Raw genomic sequence first — 19,200 nt, 5'->3', positions numbered from 1 at the left:
ACTCCGCGGTGCGGGGGACTGGTGTTCGGCCCGGAACAGGCCTTCACGACCGACCTCGGCCGGATGCTGGCAGTCCACCCGTGGCGGGACACGCCGCTCGTGAACTTCACGTTCCGCGCGGCGCCCGCGCACGGGTACGACCGCCACGACGTCGCGCTGCGGAAGCGGATCGTGGCCGAGGCCTACGCCGGGGTGGGTTGGCGAGCACCGGAGTTCATCGCCGCCTACCAGCACCCGGCGCCCTACTCCGACCCGCTGACCAACGTACGTCTGGCGAGGTGGTCCCGCGGCCGGGTCGCCCTGCTCGGTGACGCGGCGTCCGCCGCGGCGTTGCTCGGCGGCGGGTCCAGCATGGCGACGGAGCACATGTGCTTTCCCAGGCACTCGCGGCTCATCCGGATGACCACGCACGCGCCTTCGGTGTCTACGAGGCGAAGCACCGGCGGGAGGTGGAGAAACGCCAGCGGCGCGTCGGCCTGCTCGCCTCGCTGATGGTTCCGCGAACACGCTATGGACTCACCGTGCGCAACGCCGCCGCCCATACCGCGGGCTTCAGGCACAGTCGGTCGGCACAACACGCGTAACCGCTTCACCAGCAGGCTGATCCCAGCTGCGGTGAGCGAATGATCGCGGCAGTGTCATGTCGCTGCGTAGAGCTGGGTGACGGTGTCGACGAGGTCTCGCAGGCCGTTGAGTCTGTTGTCGCGCCACCAGGCGAGTCTGACGGGGATTCGCGGGCCGTCCTTGATGGGCCGGTAGGTCACGCCTGGGCGCGGGTGGTGGTGTGCGGTTGCTTCGGCAGTGGTTCCCACGCCTCGCCCGGCTGCGATGGCGTCCAGCCAACTGTCGACGTCGGTGGACTCGATGAACCGGGGCGGATGCTCGGCGCCACTCCACAGCTGGCTGCTGGTGGTCCCGACGCGGGGATCGATGATCACGGTGCGCCCGGCGATCTCGGCCATGCTCAACTGGCGTCGGCGCGACCACTGGGCGTCGTCGGAGGCGAAGGCGACCAGCCTGCGTTCCAGTCCTACCACGACGGAGTCGAATCGCTTCTGGTCGACTGGTATTCGCACGATCGCCACATCGCACAGTCCTTCTGCCAGGCCGGCGGTGGGTGAGTTGTGCCGAGCCAGTTGCAGATCGATCGCGTCGTGGCGCTGGCCCCAGCTCCGTTGCAGGCGCGCGGTGTGCTTCCCCAGCGCCGCCCAGGCGTACCCCAACCGCAGAATTCCCTGGCGCAAGGTCAGGAACTCGGTGAACCGTTCCGCTTCGGACAGCACTCTACGAGCATGCGGCAGGACTTGTTGCCCGGTACTGGTCAGCTCGCACCCTCGCGACACCCGCCACAACAGCTTGTCCCCCACGGTTTTCTCCAGGCCCGCGATCGTGCGTGAGACTGCGGCCTGCGACACGTGCAGCTGCGTGGCCGCGTCGGTGAACGACCCCGATTCGGCAGCAGTGACGAAGAACCGCAGTTCTCTCAGGCTCCAGTCCATAACCAAAGCGTATGGCAACGCCGGAACATGCACTAGGCTATGCGGTACCGCAGTCCTACCGTGAGCGTATGAGGACCCTTGACGTCGAAGTACCCACGCAGACTGCGCCCGTCGGCGGCCAGCAGCTCTCCGCTGCGACGGCGACGCCGCGTCAGCGCGGTGCCGGCGTCGCGATGGCGCTCAGCAGCGCGGCGTCGAACCAGGCTGGGGCTGCGCTGGGGGCGATGGCGTTTCCCGCCATCGGCCCGGTCGGTGTGGTCGCGATCCGTCAACTCGTGACCGCGGTCGTCCTGACGCCGGTCGTGCGCCCGCGGTTCCGTGGCCTGCGCAGGGACCAGTGGCTGCCGATCCTCGGCCTGGTCGCGGTGTTCGGTGTGATGAACCTCAGCCTGTACGCCGCGATCGACCGCATCGGACTCGGCCTGGCCGTCACCCTCGAGTTCCTCGGCCCGCTCACCGTCGCCATCGCCGGCTCACGACGAGCTCTCGACGTCGCCTGTGCTGTCACAGCCGGTGTCGGTGTGGTCGTGCTGACCGCCCCCAGGCCCACCACCGACGTCGTCGGCGTCATCCTGGCCCTGCTCGCCGCGACCGCCTGGGGTTGTTACATCCTGCTCAACCGCACCATCGGCCAGCGGCTTCCCGGCCTGCGGGGAACCGCTGTGGCGAGCGTCGTCGCCGCGGCGACCTGGACGCCGATCGCCGTGGTCTGGTTCGCCCTGCACACCCCCACCGCCGCGGCGATCATCCTCGCGGTGGCCTGCGGGCTGCTGGCCTCGATCGTGCCCTACGTCGCCGACCTGCTCGCCCTGCGCCGGGTGCCGGCTCCGATGTTCAGCACCTTCACCAGCATCAACCCCGTCTGGGCGGCTCTGGCCGGGTGGTTGCTGCTGCACCAGGCCCTCCACCTCAACGAGTGGATCGGCATCGGGCTGATCGTGGTCAGCAACGTCGCGGTCTCCGCACGAGGATTCACCTCGGCTGAGGGACGGTCGCACGGTCGACCAGCTTCCAAGCGGCTTCGTAGGCTCGTTGCACGAACGTGCTGCCCACGACCGGGCCGGCGTTGACCAACGCCACCAGGGCGGTTGCGGCGCTGGGGCTGAATCCGGCGAACGCCGTGCAGCCGCGGGTGGCACCGGAGTGGAACAGCAGTTCATGCTCCGACCGTCGACGCAGGTTCCAGACCAGGCACACCTCGTGGTCGCCGGCGCGCTCCCGCGGCCGGATGACATCAGCCACGGCCGTCGCCAACGGCCCGGTGCCGCCGGGAAGGTGGGCGGTCAGGTAGCGCAGCATGTCGAGCGCCGAGGAGCGCAGCGCCCCGGCCGCGGGCATGCCCGGGATCTGCCACGGCGGGCGGGCACGTCCCCGCAGGTAGCCGGTGACCTGCGGGGACGCGGCGAACCCGGTGCCGGGCAGGTCCAGTGGCCGCAGCACGCGCTCGGCCAGCAGGTCCTCCAGCGGCTGCCCGGCCGCGTTCGCCAGGGCCTGCCCCAGCAGTGCCACGCCGAAGTTCGAGTAGCGGACCCGGCCGGGCGTTCCCGGCCGGGTCCGGCGCAGTGCCTCGTCCAGTCCGGCCGGGCCGAAGTCGCGGTAGGGGTTGGTACGCCACCGCGGCACCGCCCGGAGCAGCAGGCCCGGTGGCAGGCGGGGCAGACCGGCGGTGTGGGTCGCCAGACGTTCCAGGGTGACCTCGCGGCCCAGGCGGGGCGCTGCCCCGGGCGGCAGGTACCGGTCGACTGGGTCGGCCGGTCCGACGTCACCCCGTGCGATCATCTGGGCCAGCAGCAGACCGGTGAACGTCTTGGTCACGGAGCCCAGCTCGAACCGGGTGGTGCCGCCGACGGGCTGCGGATCGTGCCGCCCTGTCGTGCCGGTGACCAGGATCGAATCCTGGCCGGCGTGGTGGAGGGCGACAGCGATTCCGGTGGCACCGCGCACGGCGTCGCGCAGGGGCTCGACGAGGTCTCTCACCCGTTCTGCCCGAGCAGGCGGCCCAGGGCCAGCGTGCCTGCGATGGTCGCCACCAACGCGGTGTGCTGGTGGTCGTGGAAACGTTGCCGCGGGTCGCCGACGACGGGTTCGCTGTCCCGCGGCACGAGCCCGTCGGGGTGCTGGACACTCGCGAACAGTTCCCACTCCACGCGGTCGCACCGCGGCTCGGGCAGGCACGCGCCCACGATCAGCAACTCGCCGACCAGGTCCCACTGCCCTGCTTCCGCCCACACCTCGAACCACACCGGCAACCAGTTGTGCAAGTACTGGGCCGCGTCCGGCGGCAACTGCTCCGGCATCGCGCCCCAGTCCGTGAGGTGGAAGACGGTGTGCGTCATGCAGTAGGCGGTGAACCAGTCCAGTACCCAGGGTTGCGGCGTACGGCCCAGCCATGTCTGGCGGAACATGGCCGCCAGGTCGTCGTCCCGGCGCACGCCCAGCACGCGGTGCGCATTGGCCACGGCCAACCGGCGGTTGGGCGCCACCTCGATCATGGAGTCCGACGCCGAGCCCTGGGCGATGATCCGTTCCAGCTCCTCGTGCCGGTACCCGCTGCGCGCGTAGGGGACGTAGAGCTCCAACGGGTCGGTGAGCAAGGCGTGCCGCAGCTGACGTTCGTAGAGCAGGTCACCGCGGCGCAACTGCTCCCAGGAGAACTCCAGCAGTTCACGCCCGGCTCGCGCCTCGGCCGTGCCGGCCACACCCTCGCGCAGCACCATCGACCCGGCCAGAGCCAACTCCCCCAACGACTTGTACACGTTGTCCGGGTCGTTGATGTCAACGGTCGCGTTGTCCTCGAACACGTCCAGCTCACGGTGGGTGTGCAGCCAGGCGAGGGCGCCAGCCGCGACGTCGTAGGCCAGGTGGACCGTCGCGGTCATGAGACTCCCAACAGGTGACGGGCCAGCGCGAGGTCGAGCAACGGGCGGGTCTCCGCGCCGCAGCGCAACTCGACGTGCTCGACCAGGAGAACCGGGTTCACCGGCAACTGGATGCCCATGGCGTGCAGCAGGGCGACCCAGCGAACCAGCCGGGTCGCGGTGGCGAAGTCACGGCGCAGCAAAGTCCGGACCACCCCGCGGCACAAGGCCATCGACTCCGCCGCGACGGCCTCCACCACGGGGCCGGTCGCACCGGGATGCGCCAGCGACGACAACTGGGCCGCCGCCACCGACCAGCGCGCCCACTCGTCCACCGGGCCGAGCACGGCGGCTGGCTCGTCCGGCGGTGCGACAGGCGCGCCACCGGTGAAACGGGCCAGTTGCCGCGCGGTGGACCAGTCACGCCACGCCATCACCCGCTGTTGCGGCGTGACTGGCGTGGCGACCGGTGGGAAGACGGCGAAGGACTCGGCGACCACTTCGGCGTCCCCGGCGACCACCGGCTCCCGCAACACCACCTGCGGCAGGAACACGTCCGCGCCCACCAGCCGGACCGCGCCCAAGCCGACGGTGGTGTCGGCACACGAGTCGACGAAGTCGACCAGACCGACACCGCCGGCTCCGCGCAGCGCGGCGAGCACGCGACCGGCCAGCAGCCCTGCACTATCCATACAGGACGACTTGTCCACAGGTCCTCACCGCCACCAATCTGTCAGTCCGGAAAGGATCTACCGGCGAGGCTCCTTCGGCGTCCCCGGTGAGAGCAGGAGCAGAAGCAGCAGGACTCCGGCGGAGTGCGGCACAGCCAGCGGCGGGTCGGCCACTGTCGACTCCGGCTCCATCATCAACGTGCTCAGGTCCGTCAGCTTCGCTGGCGCAACGGCCGGTCGGGCCGGTGAACGAACAGACATCGAAACCTCCCTGGGTGGGGACCGCGAAGGCTGCCCGTCACGGACCCGTGAGTACTCTGTCCCTTCGAGTGCAACACATTTCGGCGCCTTCGCAATGCCGGAAGGACAGTTCCTCGTCTACACCACCCATGTGAGTTAAACGTCGGACACCGCACTCGCGTATGCCGGAACACGCATCCATGAAACGCGCTGGCCCGTCGAAACCCGTTGCGGGTCGACGGAATCCGACCACGAATGACAGCTCGGGGCAGTACTCAAGCCCGATCGGCCAGCGAACCCGAGGTGGCCCGCGCGACGTGCGGCGACAGCGCCCCGCGCCGCCCGATCACGACCGGCTGACCCGCCGATCATGCTCGGCCGGGATACGCCGGGTGAGGGCCAGCCCACGACCTGACGTGCCAGGCCGCGGCAAGGAAGTGGCGGTCCGGACGGGATCGTTGGCCGGCCTCATCGCCGGGGTCCAGTGCCTCGCCTAGGACACCTTCGGCGTTGCCCGCACGCCGTAGTGCATGTACGGCTCCCCGGTCGGCAACGTGTAGAAGGTGACGGGCATCCATGTCCGCGCTCCTGGCTCGCGGCAGACGAAAAGCGAGTCGGTCACCGGGACCAGGTCGAATTCCATCGTCTTCGCCGGCATGAGGTCGGCCAGCGGACCCGTGACGGTCTGCCGGAGCCGGATCCCGTCCCCGTCGCCGAGGACCTCCATCGACACCCCGGCCCGCTCGTAGACGCCGACGTGCCTCGAAGCGTCCACAGTGACCGGGGTCGCGGGCGGCTCGAGCGGTTGCGGCATCGCCACGTCCGCCAGTTCGGCGAAGATCTCCCGGTACAGCTCCACGTACAGGTCGCGGGTGTTGCCACCGTTGGTGAGCAGCGTGACGGCGAACCCCTCGTCGGGCAGCAGCCGCAGGAACGCCGACTGCCCGATCGTGTTGCCGTCGTGGCCGATGATCCGCCGCCCGTCCCATTCGTCGCGGATCCAGCCGAGTCCCCAGGAGTCGCCGAGCGAGTGCGTGTCGGGGATGTCGGTCTGCTTCTCGGCCATCGCGGTGGCGGACTCCGTCGTCAGGATCCGCTCGCCGGACGGGGTGAGACCGCCGGTCAGGTGCAGCCGGGCGAACCCCAGCACGTCCTTGGTGGTGGCGGTGATCAGGCCTGCCGGGCCCATGGTCCGGGGCAGGCCCCAGACGGGCGCGGGCTTCGGATCTTCGTCTCCACTGCCGACGTGACCGACCGCGGCGCGGAACATCACCGCTTCCTCGGGCAGGGTCACGGTGTGCGTGAGGCCCAGCGGGGTGAACAGCTTCTGCCGCATCGCGGCGTCCCAGGTCAGCCCGGTGAGCTTCTCGACCACCCGGCCCATCAGCACGAACCCCGAGTTGCAGTACGAGAAAGTCGCGCCGAGCGGGTGGTTCTGCGCGGCCTCGTCGAGGATTTCGACATAGCGTTCAAGGCAGTCGTCACCGCGGCCGGTGTCGGTGAAGACGTCGCCGTCGATTCCGCTGGTGTGCGTCAGCAGATGCCGCATGGTCACCTGCTTGGCGACGTCCGGATCGGCCAGCCGCAGTTCGGGAACCACGTCGGAGATCGGCGCGTCCAGGTCGAGCAGCCCTTCGTCGACCAGTTGCATCACCACGGTCGAGGTCCACACCTTCGACACGGAGCCGATCTGGAACACCGACTCCTCGGTGACCTCGACACCGGTCGCCGTGCTCAGCACGCCGTAGGCGACGTGCACCTCCGTGTCATCGACCCGCGTGATGCCCAGCGCGGCACCGGGGACGCGGTACTTGCGCGCCAGTTCGGCCAGGCGCCGCTGCCAGTGCGCCGCGTCGATGGGTGCCCGGGACACGCCCGTGTACTGCTCGACCCATTCGAGAACACGCCGGTTGAAGTCGAGGCGGTGTGACGGCGGGCCGTTGAGGATGAACAGGTGTGAGCTACCCGGGTACAGCACCAGCCGGGACGGGACGCCACGTGTGTGCAGGGCGCTGAACCACTGCTCGGCCTGACCGACCGGGCACCGGTCGTCCTGCGCGCCCTGGAGGACTAACGTCGGCGTCCGCACCTGGGTGACCTGAGCGAACGGCGAGAGTTCCGCATAGGACTCGGACGAGCCGCCGAGCTCACCGACGGCCAGGTAGTGCCCGGCATCGGAGGTGCCTGCCATGCTGGTCAGGTCGCTGACCACACCACCGGCGACGGCTGCGGCGAAGCGGTCGTCGCGGCTGGTCAGGTAGCAGGTCATGAACCCGCCGTAGCTGTAGCCCGCGACGGCGAGGCGGTCCGCGTCGGCGACGCCTTCGGCGACCAGCTGGTCCAGCGGGTCGAGGAGATCACGGACATCGGCTCGGCCCCACTCGCCGACGGCGCCCGTGTAGAAGTCCTCGCCGTAGCCGTCGCTGCCTCTCGGGTTGAGCAGCAGTACCGCCCAGCCTCGCGCGACAAGCGCCTGATGGTAGAGGTGGATCGAGTCGGCCGTACCGTTCCAGGCGTTGTGCGGTCCGCCGTGGATGTCGAGCAGCAGCGGCGCGGCGCCGGTCCTCGCCGGGTCTCGCAGCAACCAGCCGTGCACGACGGTGCCGTCACCGATGGTGAATTCCCGTTCCTCGCGCGGGAAGAGCTCGACTGTGGGACTGTGCTGGGTTCGCACGTCGACAGCGCCGGTGGCCGGGTCGACGACCGCGATCTCGCCGAACGAGGTGTCCGTGGCCAGTACGACCGCCACTCGTCCCGCTGCGATGTCCATTCCGGACACGACGCGGTCGGTTCCGCCGATGACCGCGCGCGGATTTCCACCGTCGATGTCCACTTCGTACAGATGGGTGCAGCCACGATCGCGGAGACCGAACAGCACCGAACCACCGTCCGCGGTCAGCTTCGGGGCCGCGCCCGGGTAGCCCGCGCCGCCAGGCATCACGTTCCGGTCGGCGGACGCCGTCAGGTCGACCGCGTCCCCGCCGTCGAGCGGGACCCGCAGCAGTGCGAGATGGCCGACCTTGGTGTCACGCCGCCCGACCACCAGGAGCGCGCGGCCGTCGGCGGTCCAGCCGACCTGGGCCACCATGCCTTCGCCGGAGCCGATCAGCCGGGGCTCCGCGGTTTTCGTGGTCACGTCGAGGACGTAGGCACCCGAGCGGAAGGTCAAGTCCGCGTCGGCGTCCCGTCCGGCGGAGAACGCCAGGTGGGTGCCGTCAGGCGACCAGGTGGGGTCGCCTGCGTGCCACTCGCCGAAGGTGACCTGCCGGACTTGTCTCGTGACGACGTCGAGGACGTGCAGGTGTTTGCGAATGGTTTTGATCAGCCCGGCACCGTCGGCCTTGAAGTCCAGGCGGTCCGCCACCACCGGGGCGTTCGACGCCGGGCCGCCGCCCACGCCGTCGACCGCAGCCGAGAACGCGATCCGCGAACCGTCCGGGCTCCACACCGGCGCGCCCGCCCCGAGCGGGAGTTCGGTGATCCGTTCGGCTTCCCCGCCCGACGAGGGCAGGAACCACACCTGCGGCGGGCCGTCCTGGGCCCGCAGGAACGCGATCCGCGAACCGTCCGGCGCCCAGCTCGGTGCCGTGTCGGCGGTTCCACGGGTGAGCTGCCGGGCTTCACCAGTGGTGGCGCCGACCTCCCAGAGCGTGTCCACGTTGCGGTCCCCGTCGCGGTCGGCGGTGCGCACGACGTACACGATCCGGTCGGCGTCCGGGGACAGCGCGGGCTGGCTGGGGGCGGCGATGTCGTACAGGTCCTCGATGCCGAGGCGTCGTGTCATGGTGCGCTTGCTCCTCTGGAGATCGCGGGCAGGTGGCTCTCGTCTTCACCGAAATGGCAGGCCGCCGAGTGACGCCGGTGTGCCGAGTCCGCACCGGGATCCGCCTGGAGGCAGACTTCGCGGTCGGCGTGCACGAGCGGACCGATCGGACATCGCGTGTGGTAACGGCATCCGCCCGGCGGGTGGTGCGGGTCGGCGGGTTCGGCGTCGGTGGTCGCCGCGTCCACGCCGGTGTCGAACAGGGAGGTGTGCGCGGACGGCGCCGCGGCGAGCAAGTCGCGGGTGTAGGGATGCTGTGGCTCGGTGAGCACCTGCTCCGCCGGGCCGACTTCGACGATCCGGCCGAGGTACATCACGGCGACGATGTCGCTGAGATAGCGCACAACGGCGAGGTTGTGCGAGATGAAGAGCATCGACAGGCCGAGCCGTCGTTGCAGGGACCGGACGAGGTTGAGCACCGCGCCCTGCACCGAGACGTCGAGCGCGGAGGTGATCTCGTCCGCGATCAGCACCTCCGGCCGCCCGGCCAGTGCGCGGGCGAGCGCCACCCGTTGCCGTTGACCGCCGGAGAGCCTGCCCGGTAGCTGACCGGCGCGATCCGGATCGAGGTTGACCAGGTCCAGCAGCCGGGCGACCTCGTCGCGGCGGGCACCCCGACTGGGCAGGACACCGCGCGGGATCGCTTCGGCGATCGACTCCCCCACGCTCATCCGAGGGTCCAAAGAGGAGTACGGGTCCTGGAACACCATCTGCAGCGGACGGCGCCGGGGCAGCTCGCGGACGTCCACCCCGCCGAGCAGGACCCGGCCGGAGCTGAGCGGCGAGAGTCCGGCGGCGGCGCGGGCCAGCGTCGATTTCCCCGATCCCGATTCGCCGACGAGCCCGACGACCTGTCCGGAAGGGACGGTCAGTCCGACGTGGTCGACCGCGGTGAGACCTCGCCTGCCGCCGTACCGCACGCTCACCGCGTCGAAGACGAGATCGCTCACCGCACACCTTCCTTGTGCCAGCACGCGACGCGGTGCGTGGCTTCGACCAGTTCCAGGACCGGGTCTTCGGCTCGGCACCGATCGGTCGCCGCGGGACACCTGTCGGCGAACGCGCAGCCGTCGGGCACGCGATCCGGTTCCGGTGGACGGCCGGGGATCACCGCGAGCGGCGCGTCACGGTCGGTCTCCAGGTCCAGCGTCGCGGCCAGCAGTGCCTTCGTGTAGGGATGCCGCGGCGCCGCCGACGACGGCAGGTCCTCCACGATCCGGCCCGCGTACATCACCAGCATCCGTTCGCACGTCTGCGCCACGACCGCGATGTCATGGCTGATCAGGATGATCGCCGTGTTCCGCTCGTTCCTGGTCCGCGCCAGCAGACGCAGCAACTGCCGCTGCACGGTGACGTCCAGCGCCGTGGTCGGTTCGTCGGCGATGATCAGCCGCGGGTCGCCCATCAGGCCCATGCCGATCATCGCGCGCTGCCGCATCCCGCCGGAGAACTCGTGCGGGTACTGCCGGGCGCGCCGTTCGGCGGCGGGGATCCGTACCGCGCGTAACCGCTCCACGGCCCGTGCGAACGCCTTGGCACGCGGCAGACCCTGGTGCTGTTGGGACACCTCCGCCAGTTGGTTCCCGATCCGCCTGGTCGGGTTGAACGACGTCATCGGATCCTGGAACACCATCGCCAGCGACGTGCCGAGCAGGCGCCGCAGGTCCCGTTCCGGTGCCGTCAGCACCGGCTGGCCGGCGAAGTCGAGCCGGTCCGCGGTGACGGCGGCAGGGGCTTCGATCAGACGCGACACCGCCAGGCCGGTCAGGCTCTTGCCCGAGCCCGACTCGCCGACGACGCCGATCGCCTCGCCCGCCCGGACGGTGAAACCCACCCCGCGCACCGGGACGGTCCAGCCAGAAGGGCGTGGGAAGGCCACCTGGAGGTTCTCCACCACCAGCAGCGCGTCGCCGAGGTCCTCGGTGACCTTCTCCCGGGCAGGCGTGACCGGCCGCGGCGCCGATGCCCGGGAGCCGGTGCGGACCCCGATCACCCCGGCCACGGTCTCGCCCGCCAGGTTGAACGCGAGTCCCACCAGGACCACCGCGACACCGGGCGCGAGCGCGGCAGCCGGGTTGACGTAGATCCCGTTGAGCCCTTCGCCGAGCAGCCGTCCCCAGTCGTAGTCCGGTGCCTGCACACCGATGCCCAGGAACGACAACCCGGAGAACGTCAGCAGCGAGGCACCGGCGCCGATGGTCGCGTTCACCACCAGCGGTTCGCCGATGTTGGGCAGGATGTGCCTGACCAGCAACCGGATCCGGCCGACGCCGGAGATCCGCGCGGCGGACACGAAGTCCTGGCCCGCCACGGAAGCCGACAGCGTCTGGGCCAGCCGGGCGAAGGCCGGTGCCAGCGCGAAACCCACCGCCAGCACCGCGCCGTGCGTCCCGACCCCGAAAATGACGGAGAAGAACAACACCAGCAGCAGCCCGGGGAACGCGACCGCGATGTTCACCGCCGCGGTGATCAGCCGTGCGGCGGGCCGGGGCAGCAACGAGGGCAGCGTGCCGAGCACGAGCCCGGTCACCACCCCGATCGCCGTCGCGAGCACCGCCAGCAGGACCGAAAGCCGGGTCGCCACCAGGACACGGAAGAGGACGTCGCGGCCGAGGTTGTCGGTGCCCAGCCAATGCGCCGCCGACGGTCCTTGGCCGATCGCCTCGGTGTCGACCTCGAAGGCGCTGCCGTGCCACAGGAGCGGCGCCAGCACCGCGAGCGCGAACACCAGGACCAGCAGTGCCGCCGAGAACGCGCCCACCGGGGTGCGCAGGGCCGCGAACCACTTCGCCATCTCAGCTCTCCCGGATCGTCGAACGCGGATCGAGGACGGCCAGCAGCACGTCCACCGCCAGGTTCACCAGCAGCACACCGATGCCGTAGACGAGCACGATTCCCTGGACCAGCGGGTAGTCCTTCTGCAGGATCGACTGCGCGATGCTCGACCCGAGACCCGGCCAGGCGAACACGTTCTCCACGAGCACCGTCCCGGCGACCATCCCGGTCAGCATCAGCCCGCCCACGGTCAGCGTCGCGGTCAACGCGTTCGGCAGGGCGTGGCGGAAGTAGACCAACCTGGCGGGCAGTCGTTTCGCCCGTGCTGTGCGGATGAAGTCGTTGCCCAGCACGGAAAGCGTCTCCACCCGCACGATGCGCGAAAGCACCGACGCCGGGCCGAGGGCCAGCGCGATGACCGGCAGGACGAAGGAGCTCGGCCCGTCACTGCCCGCCACCGGGAACCAGCCGAGCTGGACCGCGAAGAACGCGACCAGCGCGACCGCCACGAGGAACTCGGGAATGGCCGCGAGCAGCACGCTCGTCGAGGTGAACGCCAGTTCAGCGCCCCGGCGGCGGCCCCCGCGGGTCAGCACGGCGAACAGCACGCCCAGCGGGATCGCCACGGCGATGACCACCGCGAACGCCGGCAACGCCAGCTGGAGGGTGGCCGGCAGCCGGTCGCCGATCACGTCGGCGACCGGCAGACCGCTCGTCATCGACGTCCCGAAGTCGCCGGTGACCAGCCCGCCGAGGTAGTGCACGTACTGCAACCAGATCGGGTCGTCGAGATCGAGCGCCGCGCGCCGCGCGTTCACCAGCTCGACCGGTGCGGTCAGGCCGAGCGCCGCCCGGACGGGGTCGCCGGGGATCAGCTGGATCATCAGGAACGCCATCGTGACCAGCACCCACAACGAGACGGCGAACCGGCCGATGCGACGCCCGGCCAACGACAGCCACGGGCTACCATGCAGGCCGGGCGCCGCGACCGCGCTGGTCATCAGGAGTACATCCGGATCGTCGACGGGACGATCGAGCCGAGGACGACGTCGAACCGCGCGTCGCTGCCGAAGATCGGGATGACCGTGTGCACGAAGGGCACCACGTCCAACCGGCTGACCAAAGCCGATTCCGCCGCTGCCCAGGTGGCGCACCCCGCTTCACCCGGCATGCTCGCCGCCTGCTTGACCAGCGTGGCGAACTCGGCGTTCTCGATGTGCGCGAAGTTCGTCCCGGCGGGCGGCTTCGAACCGGACATGAACGGCACGGCCTGGCTCGGCAGCACGAAACCCAGCGGCGCCATCGAGATGTCCCATTCGCCGGTGCCGAACAGCACCTGGCTGGTGCCCGGGCTGTCGACGGCCTTGAGGGTCACCTCGGCTCCGACGCTCTTCCACGACTGTTGCATCAGTTCGGCACCCGATGCCATGGTGGGCCCGAGTTGCTGCCCGTAGATGGCAGTGAGCGTGAGCCGCTTGCCGTCCTTGACCCGCACCCCGTCAGGGCCGGGGAGCCAGCCTGCCGCGTCGAGCCCGGCCTTGGCCGCCGCGACGTCGAAGGCAGGCAGCTTGCCGCTCACCGAGTCAGCGGAGCAGGCCAGGGGTTCCGCGGTGACCAGCCCCTTGGCGGGTTGCCCGTTGCCGCTGGTGAGTACCTTGCCGATCTGCCCGAGGTCCAGCGCCTGCACCAGTGCGCGGCGGACAGCCGGATCCTTGCCCGCCCGACCGGGCGCCTGGTTGAAGAACAACTCGCCCATCGGTGCGAGGAAGTCGCCGTGGAACAGCTTCTGGGCACGTAGCCGCTGCTGGTCCTGCCCGGTGATCGTGGCGGCGTTGAGTTCGCGCGACAGCAGCAGGTTCGCCGCCGTCGTGTTGTTCGGGACGACCCGGATCACGACCTTGTCGGGCAGGCCCGGCTGTTCACGCTGCCACTGCCCGGGACCCCACGCGTAGTCCTTGCGCCGGGTGAGCGTGTAGTGGTCGTTCGGGACGAGTTCGGTCATGGTGAACATGCCGGTTCCGTGCTGCCCCTTGGCCAGCGCCGACCGGTCGGCCAGGCCCTTGCCGCAGACGATCGGCAGGCTGCCCGCGTTGCGCAGCAGGAACGCGTCCGGCGCACCGCTGGTGAGGGTGACGGTCCGGGCCGCGTCGTCGGCGACCGCCTTGGTCCCCGGTGTGATCGACAACCCCAGCATCGCCGACTTGTTGGCGGGGTCGCCGACGAAGTTGATGTTCGCCGCGACGTCGGACGCGGTCAGCGGAGCACCGTCAGCGCAGGTGATCCCGTCGCGCAGGGTGAAGGCGGCCGTGGTCGTCGTGGCCTCGAACTTCTCCGCGAGGTTCGGGATCGGCTTGCCCGAGGCGTCGAGGTCGATCAGACCGTCGTAGAGGAAACGGTCGAGCTGGAGCGCGACCGCGAGCACGGTCATCGCGGGGTCGAGGGATCCAGGGTCGGACGGGATCCCCATCGTGAAGGTCTTGCCGTCGGCCAGTTTCTGGTTCGCGGTCCGGTCCCCGCCGGATTGCGACGTCGCCCCGCACGCGCTCACGGTCAAGGCCACCACGCTCGCGATCGCGGCGGTGAGCCGGGCTTTCCTCATGGGGTTCTCCTACGGGGTCGAGGTCTGCGCGCGGAGGTGGTCAACGGCGAGGCGCGCGGCCTGGCCGATGGCGGCGTCGACCGCGGGCAAGCGGTCTGCGAGGCAATCGGCACGGGTGAACACCGCGACGGCGTACTGGCGACCGTCCACATGGGTCACCACGCCCGCTTCGTTGCGGACCGCGGGCAGGGTGCCGGTCTTCGCCGCGATCGTCACGCCCGTGGGGAAGCCGGACGAGATCCGGTGCGGCCAGATCTGCTGCGCCATGATCGTCCGTACCCGTTCGCAGGCGGCCGGGTCGCCGGCGCGGCCGGTCCAGATGGCGTCGAGCAACGCGGTGATCTCGCGCGGAGTCGACGACGTGGTGCGGTCCGGGTCGACCACCGTGAGCTTCCAGACCTGTTCCTCGGTCGCCCCGGCGAAGACGGTGTCCAGGTCGTCGCCCGGTGTCGCGCCGAGATCGGCGATCACGGAGGCGAACAGGTCCTCACAGCAGCCGATCAGCCGTGTCCGCGCCAGTCCGAGGTCCGCGAGGACCTGGTCCACCGCGGCCTGCCCGACCCGGTGGTAGATGAGGTCCGTCGCGGCGTTGTCGCTCATCGTCAGCATGAAGTGCGCCAGGTCGCGCCAGCTCATCTCGACGTCGTCGGCGCAGCCCGCCGTGCCGACCCCGCCGATCCGGTACCGCGCGGTGACCCGGGTCCGCTCGGTCTCGTCGAGCCTGCCCGCTGCCACTTCACGGGCATAGGCGACCGCGACCGGGATCTTGAACACCGACGCGAGCACGACCTGGTCGTCCGCGCCGACCGCGACTTCAGGGCCGTCGGGGACGCCGACCTGCCTGGCGTGCACGAAACCGCGGGCTCCCGCGTCGGCGAAGACGGCCGCTATCTCAGCTGCGATTCCGGTCACCGGTTCACCCGCCGGTCCGCACGTCCTGTGTGGACGTACAGCGCCCGGCCGTTGCCGTCGTCACCGACGAAGGCGTGCGGCATGTGCAGGCCCAGTGTCCCGTTTTCCGCGACCAGGGTGTCGCCCTTGTAGCCGAGCAGCCTGTTCTTCTCCGGCTTGGCCAGATCGGCGAAGATCCCCTTCGGCGTGCGTTCCAGCCACAGGCCGCCGTCGTCGTCCTGGCTGACCACGATGTCCGCGACCTGCGAGGAGTACTCGCCCACGTACCGCGAGGGGTCGGCCGGGGACTCGGCGGCGTTGGGTTCGGGCAGCGACGGGACTTCGACCCCCGCGAGGTCGCCGAGGACCTTCCGGAAGATGTCCAGGTAGAGGTGCAACGGCTTGCCACCGTTGGTCAGCAGCGCCACCGCGACGTCGCTGCCCGGCACCACCCGCAAGAACGCCGACTGGCCGATGGTGCCGCCGTCGTGGCCGATCACCGGGCCGCCCGGCCAGTCGAAGATCATCCAGCCGAGGCCCCACGCCCCGCCCAGCAGACCGAGGCAGGGCAGTTCGACCTGCCGTTCCCGCATGGCGTGGACGGACTCGGGCTTGAGCACCTGGGTTCCGTCGTCAGCGCGACCGTCGTTGAGGTGCATGCGCGCGAAGGTCAGCAGGTCACGCGGCCGCATCGCGAGGTGCGAGCCGGCGGGCACGTTCGACCGGGTGAGCGCCCAGGCGGGGGCCGGTTGCGGCGCGTCCTCCGGTGTGGCCTGGACGTGGCCGATCGCGGCGCGGTACCGGATCGCGTCGTAGGGCCCGGTGGCCGCGTGGGTCAGGCCGAGCGGCGTGCACAGGTGATCGCGCAGGCACTCGTCGTAGGACTTGCCGCGCAGCACCTCGATGACCCGCCCGAGCACGCAGTAACCGGCGTTGTTGTAGGAGAACATCTCCCCCGGGCCGAACAACTGGGGAACGTCGGCCAGCTCCGCCACCAGCTTCGCGACGCAGTCGTCACCCTGCCCGGTGTCGAGGAAGATGTCACCTTCGAAGCCGGACGTGTGGCAGGTCAGCTGCCGCACGGTGATCCGCGACGCGGCGGCGTCGTCGGAGAGGACGAACTCGGGGAGGTAGGTCCGGACCGGCTTGTCGAGGTCCAGCTTGCCTTCGTCGACCAGCTGCATCGCCAGGGTGGTCGTCCACACCTTGGTGATCGACCCGACCTGGAACAGTGAGTCCACTGTGGACTGCACGCCGGTGCCGGTGTTCAGCAGACCTGCCGCGTGGTCGATCACCTCGCCGTTCGCGAAGACCGCGACAGCCGCGCCGGGCACCTGGTGTTCGGCCACGAGGGCGGGGAAGCTCTTCTCGAGCCAGGCATCGATTTCGGAGAGTTTCGACATGCGCACCTCGTTGTCCGTGGAACCGGCGATTCGGGAATGCTAGGACGGTGACGGGCGTCACCGATTCGTACGAAACGACGAGAGCGGCAGGAAAATTCATCCGCGCCGACGAATCATTCGCGCACGGCCTCGGCGAACCTGAGCCATTCCACCGCCCGCGCGGCGGCGAAACCGATGAACGCGTCCCGCTCCGGCACCCTCGACCGCGCGTCGACGGCGTCGGTGAAAACCCCTACCGCGTAACGGCCCCCATCCGAGTACTCGACCACACCGACCTCGTTGCGCACCGACGGCAGCGTCCCGGTCTTGCCGCTCACCCGGATCGCGTCGTCCGGAAACCCGGACCGCAGCCGATGCGGCCACACCTGGAGCTCCAGCCAGCGCCGGACGTCCGCGCACGCCGCGGGCGACGCAGCCTCGTCACGCCAGATCAACCCGAGCAGCCGGGTGATTTCCTCGGCGGTCGTGGCGCAGGTGTGTTCCGGCCGCAGCGCGCGCAGCGCGGCGAGCCGCTCCATCGCAAGCCCCGCCAACACCTTTTCGTCGTCCTCGTAGGAAATTCCGAGGTCCTCGCCGATGCTGTCGAGTATCTCGCCGCAGTCCTGTGTGACCGTGGTGTGTTCGAAACCCATACGCCGCAGGGAGTGTCCGACTGCTTGGTTGCCCACCCTGGCGAGAATCAGGTCGGTGGCGACGTTGTCGCTGATCCCGATCATCAGGATCGCGAGATCGTGCCAGGACATCGTCACCTCGTGCCGGAAGGTGGCGAGACCACACGGACCCGGCGTGGGATGGCCGGGGGCGACGGTCACCAGCTCGCCGAGGTCAAGCCCACCATCAGCGGCCTGCCTGGCCAGTTCCAAGGCGATCGGGACCTTGAACACCGAAGCCGTGACGACCGGCACGCCGCCCTCGATGCCGATCTGTCGCGTGCCGTCGATCTCGGCCGCGTGCAACCGGACCCGGACGCCCACCTCCTCGGCGCGGGCGTTGATGGTTTCGACGGTTTCGGACGCGGTGGTCATGAGACTCCCTTGCTGGGGCTCGCCGGTGAGAAGGTGAACTGCGCGGGTGTCTGCGGGACCCAGAACGCCATCGCGGCGGCGATCAGGGTGGTGCCGATGAGGAAGCCGAACGCGGCCGCGTACGAGAAGGCGTCGGCCAGCCAGCCCATCGCCACCGGGGCGACCGCGCCCGCGACCTGGCCACCGAAGTTCATCACCCCCATGCCGATCCCGGTGACCGCCGTGGGAAGCACTTTGAGCGGAAGGCCGAACACGGCCATCGTCGCCATGCCGAAGACCGCCAGGGCGAGCGTTTCGTAGAGGGTGAACTCCGCGGTGCTGTCCGCCGTCACCATCAGCGTCAGCAGCACCGCCGTCACCAGGGCGATGGGGCCGAGGTACCAGCGGCCGCGGTCGTGGAAGTAGCGGTCGAACAGCCAGCCGCCGAGGATGGTCGTGCCGATGCTGACCAGCATCGGGATCGCTGCCAGCACACCGGTCTGGCTCAGCGACAGGCCCCGCGCCTCCAGCAGGTAGCTGGGCACCCAGGTGATCATCCCGTAGTTGAGCATGTTGGTCACACAGAACAGCAGGGTGAACTTCCAGATCACCGGGGACTTCAGCACCTGCTTGCGGGACACTTCCGGCGTTCGCACCTCGTCGCGGGGAAGGCTGCTGAGCGATTCCGGCAGCGCCTTGGGCAGGATCGCCCAGACCACCACGCCGATCAGCGCGCCGACACCCGCCATCCAGAAGAACGTGTGGCGCCAGCCGACCGCCATCAGCAACGGCCCGACGATCAGCGGCGCCAGTCCCGCGCCGATCCCGCCCGCCGAGAGCATCACGCCGGTGACTGTCGCCCGGTTGGCCGGAGTCGTCCGCTCCGCGATCGCCTTGAACGACGCCGCCGGGAAAAGTCCCTGGCACACGCCGAAAAGCCCGCGGATCACGAGCAACGCCCCGAAGGTTCCCGCCATCCCGGTCATCGCGGTGAACGCCGACCACAGCAGCAACGTGACCAGCATCGGGCCACGGGAGCCGTAGCGGTCGGCGAGGAACCCGGCCGGGATCTGGCAGACCATGTAGACCAGGGCGAACACGGTCACGAGCCAGCCCTGCTCGGTCTTGCTGAGGTCGAACTCGGCGCCGATCATCGGCAGCGCCATCCCCATGGAGAACCGGTCGATGTAGTCGACCGACCAGGCGAACACCATCACCACCATGGTGATGACCGCCGTCCGGTTGACCCGCCGCGCTGTCCAGGTGTCCTCTTTGACCACTGTCGCCATGACGCCTCCGCCGAAAGCATTGGGAAATAAGGAGAACGACACGCGGGTGTCGCGTCGATCACTTATTCTGGACAGCGGCCGAACGGGACAGTTCGTTCGATCACACGAAGATCCAGCCGCGTTTCGGGCCAGGACGACCAATTCCGGC

The 19,200-nt window shown here is 69.9% G+C and carries 16 protein-coding genes; 2 read left to right on the top strand and 14 right to left on the bottom strand.

The window, feature by feature from the left end; translation table 11 throughout:
* Positions 1–21: 21 nt before the first annotated feature.
* The gene (locus tag AOZ06_RS25680) at positions 22–492 is read left to right on the top strand and encodes a hypothetical protein (RefSeq protein WP_054291741.1); all 471 of its coding nucleotides are present in this window, start codon (positions 22–24) and stop codon (positions 490–492) included.
* 146 nt (positions 493–638) lie between these two features.
* Here the strand turns inward: AOZ06_RS25680 and AOZ06_RS25675 are convergent, their stop codons facing one another.
* The gene (locus AOZ06_RS25675; protein WP_054291740.1) at positions 639–1,499 is read right to left on the bottom strand and encodes a LysR family transcriptional regulator; all 861 of its coding nucleotides are present in this window, start codon (positions 1,497–1,499) and stop codon (positions 639–641) included.
* Positions 1,500–1,567: 68 nt separating this feature from the next.
* Here AOZ06_RS25675 and AOZ06_RS25670 point away from each other — a divergent pair, with 68 nt between their 5' ends.
* A complete protein-coding gene (locus tag AOZ06_RS25670; protein WP_083471923.1) occupies positions 1,568–2,569 on the top strand; it encodes an EamA family transporter in 1,002 nt (333 codons plus the stop codon).
* Here the strand turns inward: AOZ06_RS25670 and AOZ06_RS25665 are convergent.
* The 13 genes from AOZ06_RS25665 to AOZ06_RS25605 form a co-directional block, all read right to left on the bottom strand.
* A complete protein-coding gene (locus tag AOZ06_RS25665) occupies positions 2,472–3,476 on the bottom strand; it encodes a serine hydrolase domain-containing protein (protein WP_054291739.1) in 1,005 nt (334 codons plus the stop codon). The two genes, AOZ06_RS25670 and AOZ06_RS25665, sit on opposite strands and share 98 nt — an antisense overlap.
* Positions 3,473–4,378, bottom strand: a complete 906-nt coding sequence (locus AOZ06_RS56645; RefSeq protein ID WP_054291738.1) for a DUF6895 family protein — start codon at positions 4,376–4,378, stop codon at positions 3,473–3,475. The genes AOZ06_RS25665 and AOZ06_RS56645 overlap by 4 nt, the downstream gene beginning before the upstream one ends.
* On the bottom strand, positions 4,375–5,049 hold the full coding sequence (locus AOZ06_RS25655) for a hypothetical protein (RefSeq protein ID WP_063810109.1): 675 nt from the start codon (positions 5,047–5,049) through the stop codon (positions 4,375–4,377). Before AOZ06_RS25655 ends, AOZ06_RS56645 begins: the two co-directional genes overlap by 4 nt.
* A 57-nt stretch (positions 5,050–5,106) precedes the next feature.
* Positions 5,107–5,289: a hypothetical protein gene (locus AOZ06_RS25650; protein WP_054291736.1), complete on the bottom strand. Its 183-nt coding sequence runs from the start codon at positions 5,287–5,289 to the stop codon at positions 5,107–5,109.
* Positions 5,290–5,761: 472 nt separating this feature from the next.
* Positions 5,762–9,052 (bottom strand): serine hydrolase, encoded by a 3,291-nt coding sequence (locus AOZ06_RS25645; RefSeq protein WP_054291735.1) that lies wholly within the window; start codon positions 9,050–9,052, stop codon positions 5,762–5,764.
* Positions 9,049–10,041: an ABC transporter ATP-binding protein gene (locus tag AOZ06_RS25640; protein ID WP_054291734.1), complete on the bottom strand. Its 993-nt coding sequence runs from the start codon at positions 10,039–10,041 to the stop codon at positions 9,049–9,051. Before AOZ06_RS25640 ends, AOZ06_RS25645 begins: the two co-directional genes overlap by 4 nt.
* Positions 10,038–11,885 (bottom strand): dipeptide/oligopeptide/nickel ABC transporter permease/ATP-binding protein, encoded by a 1,848-nt coding sequence (locus tag AOZ06_RS25635; RefSeq protein WP_054291733.1) that lies wholly within the window; start codon positions 11,883–11,885, stop codon positions 10,038–10,040. Before AOZ06_RS25635 ends, AOZ06_RS25640 begins: the two co-directional genes overlap by 4 nt.
* Before the next feature lies 1 nt (position 11,886).
* Complete coding sequence (locus tag AOZ06_RS25630; RefSeq protein ID WP_054291732.1) at positions 11,887–12,867, bottom strand: ABC transporter permease; 981 nt, start codon at positions 12,865–12,867, stop codon at positions 11,887–11,889.
* Positions 12,867–14,465, bottom strand: a complete 1,599-nt coding sequence (locus AOZ06_RS25625) for an ABC transporter substrate-binding protein (RefSeq protein ID WP_054291731.1) — start codon at positions 14,463–14,465, stop codon at positions 12,867–12,869. The genes AOZ06_RS25630 and AOZ06_RS25625 overlap by 1 nt, the downstream gene beginning before the upstream one ends.
* A gap of 9 nt (positions 14,466–14,474) precedes the next feature.
* Positions 14,475–15,377: a serine hydrolase gene (locus AOZ06_RS25620; protein WP_054291730.1), complete on the bottom strand. Its 903-nt coding sequence runs from the start codon at positions 15,375–15,377 to the stop codon at positions 14,475–14,477.
* Positions 15,374–16,759, bottom strand: coding sequence for a serine hydrolase domain-containing protein (locus tag AOZ06_RS25615; protein WP_054291729.1), 1,386 nt, complete (start codon positions 16,757–16,759; stop codon positions 15,374–15,376). The genes AOZ06_RS25620 and AOZ06_RS25615 overlap by 4 nt, the downstream gene beginning before the upstream one ends.
* A gap of 113 nt (positions 16,760–16,872) precedes the next feature.
* Complete coding sequence (locus tag AOZ06_RS25610) at positions 16,873–17,784, bottom strand: serine hydrolase (RefSeq protein ID WP_054291728.1); 912 nt, start codon at positions 17,782–17,784, stop codon at positions 16,873–16,875.
* Positions 17,781–19,052 (bottom strand): MFS transporter, encoded by a 1,272-nt coding sequence (locus AOZ06_RS25605; protein ID WP_054291727.1) that lies wholly within the window; start codon positions 19,050–19,052, stop codon positions 17,781–17,783. The genes AOZ06_RS25610 and AOZ06_RS25605 overlap by 4 nt, the downstream gene beginning before the upstream one ends.
* Positions 19,053–19,200: the final 148 nt, after the last annotated feature.

The organism is Kibdelosporangium phytohabitans (genome assembly GCF_001302585.1).
Lineage (GTDB): Bacteria > Actinomycetota > Actinomycetes > Mycobacteriales > Pseudonocardiaceae > Kibdelosporangium > Kibdelosporangium phytohabitans.
Note: the sequence above shows the minus strand (reverse complement) of the source record. Positions and strands in the feature narration are given on the sequence as shown.